This window comes from Nitrospirota bacterium, assembly GCA_040756155.1.
GTDB lineage: Bacteria > Nitrospirota > Thermodesulfovibrionia > JACRGW01 > JBFLZU01 > JBFLZU01.
In genome coordinates, this window is sequence record JBFLZU010000041.1 from 34989 (window position 1) to 45011 (window position 10023).

At 39.5% G+C, this 10023-nt stretch carries 13 protein-coding genes; 11 read left to right on the forward strand and 2 right to left on the reverse strand.

Annotated elements, in window-relative coordinates; genetic code table 11:
• Positions 1 to 22 precede the first annotated feature (22 nt).
• From exbB to AB1488_03590, 3 genes are all read left to right on the forward strand, one after another.
• Positions 23 to 487 (forward strand): TonB-system energizer ExbB, encoded by a 465-nt coding sequence (gene exbB / locus AB1488_03580; protein MEW6409178.1) that lies wholly within the window; start codon positions 23 to 25, stop codon positions 485 to 487.
• A gap of 191 nt (positions 488 to 678) precedes the next feature.
• Complete coding sequence (locus AB1488_03585) at positions 679 to 1059, forward strand: biopolymer transporter ExbD (protein MEW6409179.1); 381 nt, start codon at positions 679 to 681, stop codon at positions 1057 to 1059.
• On the forward strand, positions 1056 to 1766 hold the full coding sequence (locus AB1488_03590; protein MEW6409180.1) for an energy transducer TonB: 711 nt from the start codon (positions 1056 to 1058) through the stop codon (positions 1764 to 1766). The genes AB1488_03585 and AB1488_03590 overlap by 4 nt, the downstream gene beginning before the upstream one ends.
• Positions 1767 to 1923: 157 nt before the next feature.
• On the opposite strand, the gene AB1488_03595 is transcribed toward AB1488_03590, so the two are convergent.
• Together AB1488_03595 and AB1488_03600 are read right to left on the reverse strand one after the other, a co-directional pair.
• Positions 1924 to 2721 carry a C-GCAxxG-C-C family (seleno)protein gene (locus AB1488_03595; protein ID MEW6409181.1) on the reverse strand — a complete coding sequence of 266 codons (798 nt, stop codon included), beginning with the start codon at positions 2719 to 2721 and terminating at the stop codon, positions 1924 to 1926.
• Between the two features lie 373 nt (positions 2722 to 3094).
• The gene (locus AB1488_03600; protein ID MEW6409182.1) at positions 3095 to 3427 is read right to left on the reverse strand and encodes a hypothetical protein; all 333 of its coding nucleotides are present in this window, start codon (positions 3425 to 3427) and stop codon (positions 3095 to 3097) included.
• Positions 3428 to 3642: 215 nt separating this feature from the next.
• Here AB1488_03600 and pyrR point away from each other — a divergent pair, with 215 nt between their 5' ends.
• From pyrR to AB1488_03640, 8 genes are all read left to right on the forward strand, one after another.
• Positions 3643 to 4194: a bifunctional pyr operon transcriptional regulator/uracil phosphoribosyltransferase PyrR gene (gene pyrR, locus AB1488_03605; GenBank protein MEW6409183.1), complete on the forward strand. Its 552-nt coding sequence runs from the start codon at positions 3643 to 3645 to the stop codon at positions 4192 to 4194.
• A complete protein-coding gene (locus AB1488_03610) occupies positions 4184 to 5107 on the forward strand; it encodes an aspartate carbamoyltransferase catalytic subunit (GenBank protein MEW6409184.1) in 924 nt (307 codons plus the stop codon). Before pyrR ends, AB1488_03610 begins: the two co-directional genes overlap by 11 nt.
• Entirely contained in the window at positions 5104 to 6423 is a 1320-nt protein-coding gene (locus AB1488_03615) for a dihydroorotase (GenBank protein MEW6409185.1), read from the forward strand. The genes AB1488_03610 and AB1488_03615 overlap by 4 nt, the downstream gene beginning before the upstream one ends.
• Positions 6417 to 7550: a glutamine-hydrolyzing carbamoyl-phosphate synthase small subunit gene (gene carA, locus AB1488_03620; GenBank protein MEW6409186.1), complete on the forward strand. Its 1134-nt coding sequence runs from the start codon at positions 6417 to 6419 to the stop codon at positions 7548 to 7550. The genes AB1488_03615 and carA overlap by 7 nt, the downstream gene beginning before the upstream one ends.
• Positions 7551 to 8042, forward strand: a complete 492-nt coding sequence (locus tag AB1488_03625; protein ID MEW6409187.1) for a DUF6036 family nucleotidyltransferase — start codon at positions 7551 to 7553, stop codon at positions 8040 to 8042.
• Complete coding sequence (locus tag AB1488_03630) at positions 8043 to 8219, forward strand: hypothetical protein (protein MEW6409188.1); 177 nt, start codon at positions 8043 to 8045, stop codon at positions 8217 to 8219. It begins immediately after the preceding gene.
• A 76-nt stretch (positions 8220 to 8295) separates the two neighbouring features.
• On the forward strand, positions 8296 to 9684 hold the full coding sequence (locus AB1488_03635) for a DNA methyltransferase (protein ID MEW6409189.1): 1389 nt from the start codon (positions 8296 to 8298) through the stop codon (positions 9682 to 9684).
• Positions 9685 to 9691: 7 nt separating this feature from the next.
• On the forward strand, positions 9692 to 10023 hold a 332-nt coding region (locus AB1488_03640), incomplete at its 3' end, for a CfrBI family restriction endonuclease (protein ID MEW6409190.1).

Here is a 10023-nt window from a genome sequence, read left to right on the forward strand (position 1 = left end):
AATTTTATAGGAGGAAAGGTATATGGAGTGGCTTAAGATTGTAATTGATTATGGAATAATCGGTTTTTTGGTGTTTCTAAGCTTTATAGCAGTAGGGATTGCTATAGAAAGGAGACTATTTTACAAAAATTTTAAGCTGGATGGATTCGATGATAAAAAGGCCCTTGAACTCGAACTTACAAGAAAAATCCATATTATAGCCACCATCGGGAGCAATGCCCCTTACATTGGATTATTAGGAACGGTGCTGGGGATTATGCTGACATTTTATACAGTAGGGATGGAAGGTTTTGTAGATTCCAAGAGGATAATGGTTGGTCTTGCCCTTGCCCTTAAGGCAACCGCCGTTGGTCTCCTTGTTGCTATACCAGCGGTGGCACTATATAATTTTCTCCTCAGAAGGGTAAAGGTTATTATGATGCAATGGGAGATAAAGAATGGGAACTCCTTAACCTGTCATTCCCGCGCAGGCGGGAATCCAGAGTAGCAAATGCAAAATGCAAAAATTAAAAATCCCCCCACAACCCCCCTTTACTAAAGGGGGCAGGGGGGATTAAAGAATTCCATAATTTTGCATTTTGATATTTTATTTTTGATTTATAAGAGCTGGATCCCTGCTTCCGCAGGAATGACTAAAACGATAGAATTGCAAATGAAATTTAAGATGGAGCGTTAGACATGGAAGAGAAGGAATTTGATTACATAAATGTCATTCCGTTTGTAGACATCATGCTCGTCTTATTGACTATTGTCCTTACAACATCCACATTTATTGTACAGGGTATTATCCCTGTTGAACTCCCGAAGGCATCAAAGAGTGAGGCAGAGAGTCTGAGAACTCAGATTATCGAGATAGATAAAAAGGGAAATCTCTTCTGGAATTCAAATCCGATTACCCTAAGTAATCTATTTAGTTTAATGAAGGATAAAGATAAAAACACCCCCATACTGATCAGGGCAGACAGGAATATAGCATTACAGACTTTTGTTGATGTCCTCGATGCTGTAAAGTCCCTCGGCTTTAAGAGGGTGAGCCTCCAGACAGAGGAGAAAAGATGAATTACAATATAAATGGATTTAAGGTCTCGTTTCTGCTCCATGTCATAATAATCATGCTCATACTTGGTTTGAGCCATTCTATCAGGTCGGAGGGGAAAGTGGTGGTTATTGACTTCAGTATCGAAGGCAGCACAAGCACTGTAAAGACTGATACCAGACCTGTTAATCAAAGGCATGACGATAAAAGACCAATAGCACAGTCGAGAATTGCGCAGGTGGTTCAAAAGAGTGAGCCTGTTCCTGCTGTAAAGAATGAAATGAATCCAACAGAATCAGAATCTCAGGTTCCTGTGCCTGTTACACAAAAACCGGCAGATAATACTGGTACCAAAATCGCATCTTTACCTGCCCTGACTGATACAGGCGGATCGGTAACATCTTCAGTAATATCTGATGAAAACAGGGGAAACTCGATAGAAAATGAAAAAACTAAATACCTCAAAGAGCACTTTTCGTATATAAGGAATATGATACAGAAAAACCTTTCTTATCCACGTATTGCAAGGGAGATGGGATGGATTGGTAAAGTGACTGTATCTTTTATAGTCTGCGAGAATGGACATGTTAAGGATATAAAAATCGTAGAAAGTTCAGGGGTAGCGATTTTAGATAAGAACGCCATAAATACTATAAAAAGGGTCTCCCCATTTCCCAAACCTCCTGTTGGAGCACAGATCATAATTCCAGTTAGTTACAAATTAAATTAACCAGCTGCGAAGAGGTTAATCATAGATATTTTCAATAAATGAGATTAGACTAATATATCCTGTCTATTAGTTCTCTAAAATTCTGTTTTTATTAATACAGAATTAATAAAATGAGGGGGCATAGCCCCCCCATTAGCAATACATTCTATTCTTTACCTTATTTAGCCGGATTGCCTTTTGTATTTACTTCCGGTACTTTTCCTCCGTGACATTCCATGCAGTTATGCTGAGCGGTTATGTTGTGAACCAAAGCAGGTAGTTTGTGTCCTGCCTTGAATTTACCTTCTGCCCACTCGTTCAGGAGCTTCACTGTCTGCATAGCCACATCTGCTGAAAGCCTGGCACACCTGTCTTTCCTCTCAGGGGTCCAGAATCCGCGATCTGCCTTCTTCATCCATCTGCCAACTGAGACATGGCAAAGGGGAGAGTTGCTCTTGCTCTTCACTTTGACCTCTGCCTTTGGGTGCTTTGGTGTATAAATTGGTAACTCTGTGTCCGCATACCAATGTATCACTTCATTGGCTATTTGTTCACCGTCTTTAGCTACACCAGGCCCACATATAAGGCTTGTAGCAATGCTTGATCCGAGCATTGTCCCACAAAGTGTTCCCCAGCCAACTACTCCTCCATGTCCCCATACAAGTGACTCTACAGGGAATAGGGTATAGGGCTCTCCTATCTTTTTCTGAAGGGGGATGAGTATTCCACTTGCTACCGCATAACAACAAAACCCCTTATACCAGTTGCTATAGGCTATCTCACCGACCTCTTGAATGTCTAACTTTTTATACGGCCATGGCAGTTTTGGTGCCTCCTTCGCTGCTGCTTTTGACAGCAGACCCAGCCACCCAGCTGATACAACTGCTATTCCAGTCGCTCCGACTGCAATTTTGCCTGCGCCCATGAGTAGCCCTCTTCTTGACAATCTTTTTATTTCATTCTTTTCTTCTAACATAATTCTTACCTCCAGATTTTGAATTTTGTTAATTAGTTAATTAGATCTAGATTGACAAACCTTTAGATATCTTTTAATTGAACTATTTTTTACCCCCTTCCTTTTCCTGAATCTTGGTGAATCTTATCTATCTACTATCTACTACCACGTCACCTCCTTTCCAACTCAAAGTCTTAAGCGACTTCCTTCATTTTCCCATCTTCCCTGGAAGGTATCCGCTTCAAGCGGATCTTCCGAGGGATGATGGGGCATGCAGAAGGACTGAAGGGAGGAAAAGTCCTTCTACAATTTTAAAAGAATAAGTGATTAAGGGCTGATAATAAAGGATTAATCTTACCCCTTAAGTCCTTAATCCTGAATTATTGTGGAATACTTATGCGGAATATCTGGGTGGTTTTTCTATTGCGGACAGTCCTGCCTCATTAATTGGAGTATAGGCAGTGCCAGTTAGATATGTGCAGTTTATAAACATCTGTATAGATGGGTTGGCTGGCATTAATAGCATCATGGTATTATCTGGTGATACGATGGAATCTGCAGGTTTTTCGCAGATATTTAAGGACAATAACACAACTAATCCTGCAGGATTATCAAAAATAACTTTGTCCATAGCTCCATTATTATGAATCTGGTAAATCACAGGTGCTATGATGTTGATTATTAAAAATGCTATGCAGATTACTGTGATTATCCTTTTATCCTGCATAAACCCTCGCAGTACCTAAAATCATAATAACACTTTATATAAAAGTCAACTCAAAAATCTCTTGACAAAAAAATTACAATACTTTAAACTTGCAAAAAAGAAACCTTTAATATAGCTCCGTGAGGCTATAAAGGTGCATAACATATTATCAATAAATATAAATAAAAACCTTCTTCCTCATGGGGAGAAGGTTTTTTTGTATCTGGAGGTCAGGATTGAATAAGGTAACGGCTATTGTAATGGACAGGACAGCAATAGAACGGACATTAAGCCGTATAGCCCACGAGATACTTGAACAAAATAGAGGAACAGAAGGGCTGGTGTTTGTCGGCATAAGAACAGGGGGGGCTCACCTTGCCCACAGGCTTGCACGGAAGGTGTTTGAAATAGAAAAGAAGGAGATACCCGTTGGTATACTCGACATAACCCTTTACCGTGATGACATTATGAAACGGAAGAAACATCATGTATTAAGAAAAACAGATATATCCTTTTCTGTAACTGATAAGAAAATAATACTGGTTGATGATGTGCTTTTTACAGGAAGGACTATCAGGGCAGCACTTGATGGACTCATGGATCTCGGTAGACCTAAAGAGATACAACTTGCAGTTCTTGTTGACAGAGGTCATAAAGAACTTCCAATAAGGGCGGATTATGTGGGTAAGAATATTCCTACATCACTGAGAGAAGATGTTAAGGTTATGCTCGAAGAAGAAGGACATGAAGACAGTGTAATTATTCTTGAGGGGATTAATGAGGCTTAACAGAAAGGACCTTTTAGGCATAAAAGAACTCGATGTATCTGAGATAAACCTGATACTTGATACAGCAGACTCCCTTAAAGAGGTTTTAGAAAGAGACATCAAGAAGGTCCCTACACTGAGAGGTAAGACGATTGTAAACCTTTTTTATGAACCAAGCACGAGAACAAGAACCTCCTTTGAGATTGCAGGCAAGACACTGAGCGCTGATGTAATAAATATTACAACCTCAACAAGCAGCATCGTAAAAGGTGAGAGTCTTATTGATACCGCAAAGAATATAGAGGCATTGAATGCAGACATACTTATCGTAAGACATTCAGCCTCAGGTGCACCGCATCTCTTAGCAAAGAATCTAAAGAGTTCAGTGATAAATGCCGGCGATGGTGCCCATGAACATCCGACACAGGCACTCCTTGATGTATTTACAATAAGGGAAAGAAAGAAGTCGCTAACTGGACTTACCGTTACAATCGTGGGTGATATCATGCATAGCCGTGTAGCGAGGTCGAACATATATGCGCTCAAGAAATTAGGGGCTGATGTGAGGATTGTAGGGCCACCAACGATGCTTCCGAAGAATATAGAGGAACTCGGTGTTAAGATTTTTTATAACATAGAAAAGGCTGTTGATGGTGTTGATGTGATAATGATGTTAAGGCTTCAACTTGAAAGACAGGGGCGGGGATTCTTCCCTTCAATAAGAGAGTATTCAAGGCTTTACTGTCTTACAGAAGAAAGGGTGAGGCTCGCAAAAGAGGATGTTCTGATAATGCATCCTGGACCAATAAACAGGGGTGTAGAGATAGAAGCATCTGTTGCTGATGGCCCATATTCAGTAATACTTGATCAGGTAACAAATGGTCTGGCTATAAGAATGGCAGTCCTATATCTGCTCGCAGGTGTTCACAAATGAAGATACTGATTAAGAATGGCCATATTATAGATCCATCACAGGGGATTGATGGGATTGGCGACATTTTGATAGAGGGCGGGAAAATAAAAGAAATAAACAGGGGGAGAGAAGGGGTGGGGGGGAGACGCCGAACTCCGAACTCCGAACTTTCCAACAACTCCGAACTCCGAACTATTGATGCAAAGGGTCTCATAGTTACGCCGGGACTGATCGATATGCATGTACACCTGAGGGAACCAGGCTTTGAATATAAAGAAACTATAAAGAGCGGAACAGAGGCTGCAGTGAGGGGAGGTTTCACATCTATATGTTGCATGCCCAATACAGAGCCGGTTAATGACAATGGTGCAGTAACAGAATTTATACTGAGAAAGGCAGCCGAAGAAGGCATGGTGACCGTATATCCTGTCGGGGCAATTACAAAGGGTTTAAATGGAGAGACGCTCTCAGAGATAGGTGAATTAAAGTCCACTGGATGTGTGGCAATCTCAGATGATGGTAAGCCTGTGGCGAACAGTCTTGTTATAAGAAGGGCGATGGAATATGCAAAGACCTTTGACATGCCAATAATCTCACATTGCGAGGATTTAAACCTTTCAGAGGATGGGATGGTTAATGAAGGACTGGTTTCACTTGAACTTGGATTAAGGGGCAGGACAGTGGTATCAGAAGAGATCATCGTCCATAGAGATATTGCTCTATCAGAATATACAGGTGCAAGGGTTCATATAGCCCATGTAACCACTGCTGGTGGAGTGAGAATTATCAAGGATGCAAAGAGCAGAGGTATAAATGTTACTGCAGAGACCTGTCCACAATATTTTACTCTAACAGAGGATGCCATAAGAGATTACGATACGAATGCAAAGATGAATCCCCCGCTCAGAACAGCGAAGGATGTGGAGGCAATAAAAGAAGGGGTAAGAGATGGGACAATAGATGTTATAGCAACCGACCATGCACCCCACGCCCAATTTGAAAAAGAGGTTGAATTTGACTATGCCCCTTTTGGGATTGTAGGGCTTGAGACTGCATTATCACTTTCTATGAGGCTTGTAAAAGATGGATGGATTACATTGAGTCGTCTCATCGAGATGTTGTCCTGTAATCCTGCAAAGATACTTGGTATTGAAAAGGGAGGGATTAAGGTGGGCTCAATTGCAGATATTACAATTATAGATCCTGAAAGAGAGATTACCATTGATTCATCTAAGTTTAAATCAAAAGGCAGAAATACCCCCTTCAACGGTTTTAAGGTAGCAGGTATTCCTGTTATCACAATATGCAAAGGAAAGGTGTATAGCTCAGAATGGTAAAAAAGGCAATCCTTGCATTGGCTGACGGAATGATTTTCGAAGGTGAGTCTTTTGGCTCAGAAGGGGAAGCCATCGGTGAGGTGGTATTCAACACCAGTATGACAGGCTATCAGGAGATACTCACAGACCCATCCTATAAGGGACAGATAGTAACCATGACCTACACCCAGATTGGGAATTACGGTGTGAATGAAGAGGATATTGAATCTAATGGTGGCCCGAAGGTTGAGGGCTTTGTTGTGAAAGAGTATCTTGATTATCCAAGTAACTGGCAATCTACAGATTCTATTGATGCCTATCTTAAAAAGTATGAAATAGTTGGGATTCAAGACATTGATACAAGGGCGCTGACAAGACATCTCAGAAATTATGGTGCACAGATGGGGATAATCTCCACGATAGATTTAGAACCAGCAAGTCTGCTTAAAAAAGTAAGAGCACATCCTGGGATTTCTGCATTTGACCTTGTAAAAGAGGTGACAACAAGAGGGTCATATAAATGGACAGAAGAAAAAAAACTTCTTAATGTAACTTCAGGACTTCAGGACTTCAGGACTTCAGGACTTAAAAGGGTTGTTGTCTATGACTTCGGCGTCAAGTTTAATATTCTGAGGAACCTTGTTGATGCTGGCTTTGATGTAACCGTTGTGCCTGCTCAGACCCCAATAGAGAAAGTGCTTGAGATAGATCCTGATGGGATAGTTTTGAGTAACGGTCCAGGCGACCCTGAGACGGTGACTTACGCCATAAAGAATACAAAAAGGCTCATGGGCAAAAAGCCTATTTTTGGAATCTGTCTTGGTCATCAGATACTGGGGCTTGCAATGGGTGGCAGGACATACAAACTTAAATTTGGACATCACGGTGGGAATCATCCTGTTAAAGATTTATCCACAGGCGGGGTTGAGATTACAGCACAGAATCATAACTACTGTGTTGATATTAAAAGTCTTAATGGTCAGGTTAAATTAACACACAAAAATCTATATGATGGGACAGAGGAGGGCATGGAACATGTGGAGTTACCAATATTCTCTGCTCAGTATCACCCAGAGGCAGGGCCTGGACCGAATGACTCAGCATATCTGTTTAAGAGGTTCAGGGACATGATTGAGAGATTTCAATAGATGGAATTAGATTTCCAGAGCATATTTAAGGAGCTTAATAAACTGAAGGTTGATTATCTTGTCGTAGGAGGATTGGCTGTCAATTTTCATGGTGTTCCGAGAATGACCTATGATATTGATCTTATGATATTGCTTCAACCAGAAAATATCAACAAACTGGTAACAAAGCTTATCGATTGGGACTACCGTCCAAAAGTTCCAATTAATCCTATGGAACTTGCTGATGAAGCAAAAAGGAATTCCTGGATCCAGGAAAAGGGAATGACGGCATTAAATTTTTACAGTGAGACATCACCCATTGGAGAAATTGACATTGTCCTTGATTCACCGATTCCTTACGATGAACTGAAAAACAGGGCTGTCGTGATCGAGCTTCAAGAAGAAAAAATACTTACTGTCTCAATTCATGATCTCATTAAGCTTAAGCAGAAGTCAGGCCGTAAACAGGACATCGCAGATGTAGAATACCTGAAGATGATTTTGGAGAGATAAATGGAAAGCCAGAAAAAAGGATTTGTTTATACTGTAAGCCGTGAGCAGTTAGATGAATACCGCAGATGGCCTATAGAACGTCGGTTAAAGTGGCTTTATTTTGCAAACAAGATGAGGAAATCCCTTCCGCAAAGAACTATTGAGATTCAGGAGTTGTTCAGGAGTGGGAAGATATAGATTAAGAGATTCGGGGAGATGATAGAGAGGAAATGTTAATTTAAGGTGCCAATATATATATTTTGAGGAGAAGATAATGCAAGAGGTGTTATTTGAAACTGAGGTTAGTCTGGTTCAAAGATATGAAAAGATTATCAGTAATAATTATTCGTCTTATAAAGAAAAATATAATGCTCTTGATTTAATAGATTGGGACTTTAAGGATTTCCAAACGCAATATTTATCCCATAGATTTCACTCTTACCCAGCAAGATTTATACCTCAGATTCCTAAAACCTTTATCAGCTTATTTACTAACGAAAATGATATTGTTATAGATCCATTTTGTGGCTGTGGGACAACAATTGTTGAGTCATTTTTAAATGGACGGGACTCTATTGGTAACGACTTTAATCCATTGGCATGTCTTATAACAAAGGTAAAGACACGACTAATACCAGAAGGAGATCTAAATCTTCTTGGTAAAAAACTAATGGAGATAAAGAAATATGTAGATAGTGACCATCGTAGACCTGAATACTTAAGAAAATTACCAAAAAGAAATGTAAGCAATCTCTTTAATAGAGATGTGATAAATGAATTGTGTTTAATTAAAGAAGGACTTGATGAATTAAAAGATAAGCATAACATTCATGAGTTAGGGTTGGTTGCTCTTTCGGCAACAATATGGTCAATAATTGAGTCTGAGAATGGGATAGACATTTTTGCTAACTTTTATAGAAAAATAACTAATATGATGGATACAATTCGAGAGGTGAGAAATATTGTAAAGAAAGAACCCAAAGTAACAGTTATACATGGAGATGCAAGATTTCTTGAGATCGATTCTAACGTCTCTAGACTCATTGTGACATCTCCTCCTTACGTCAACGCCTTAGATTACTATCGAGTCCATATGTATAATATGCTTTGGCTTGGAATGGATTACGAAGGATTTAGAAAACATGAGATAGGGGGGCATTCCCATTATATTGCTAATAGATTTAGGCTCCTCTCAGAGTATCTTGCCGATATGTTTCGCTCTATGATAGAAATGAACAGAGTCTTAGAAAAGGGTGGGATTTGTGTAATTGCTATTGGGAATTCAAGTCTTGAATATGAACTTATAGAGAGTTATAGACATTTCTTAGCCTTCGCACCATATTTAAATTTCAGAGCAGTAAAAACAATCTTTAGGAACATTGACACTACCAGAAAATATACAAGCAGAGACATAGGCAAGATAGATGATGAATATGTCATTGTCTTAGAGAAAATGGATGACATAGATATAACCTCAAGAGCTGACGGTTTTGTTGAAGAGGTTGTTACCAAGCAGATGAAAGAATTTGAACAGAAAGTTAAAGAAAGGCCAGGCTCTTCCTTGAGGGGTAAAAGAGTCTCAGAAAAGAGATTGATGCAAAATGCTGACAGAATAGATGAAGCAATAAGATTGATTCCACAAGACATAAAAATCAAAGGATAATGAGATTATGGAAAAACTTTTATCCAAAATTATCATTGCAATCTTGGAAGGAAAAGATTATAGACCCCATGTTTTAGCAACTATCAACAAGAGATTTATTGATAATGCCCATACCTTGCTGGAGAAAGTCTATACTGCTAAAAAGACAAACAAGGATATTGACTGGTGGATTACTAATTTGATTGAGGGAAGCAAAAATAAGAATGAGGTATTGATGATTGAAGAAGCAAAAAAACTTGGCATAAAAGTTATTGAACTTAGGAATAAGAATGCTTTGCTTGAAATATATTACTTCTTGAAGACACACGGTGTTACAGCGAGTAAACCAACGGAAATTGA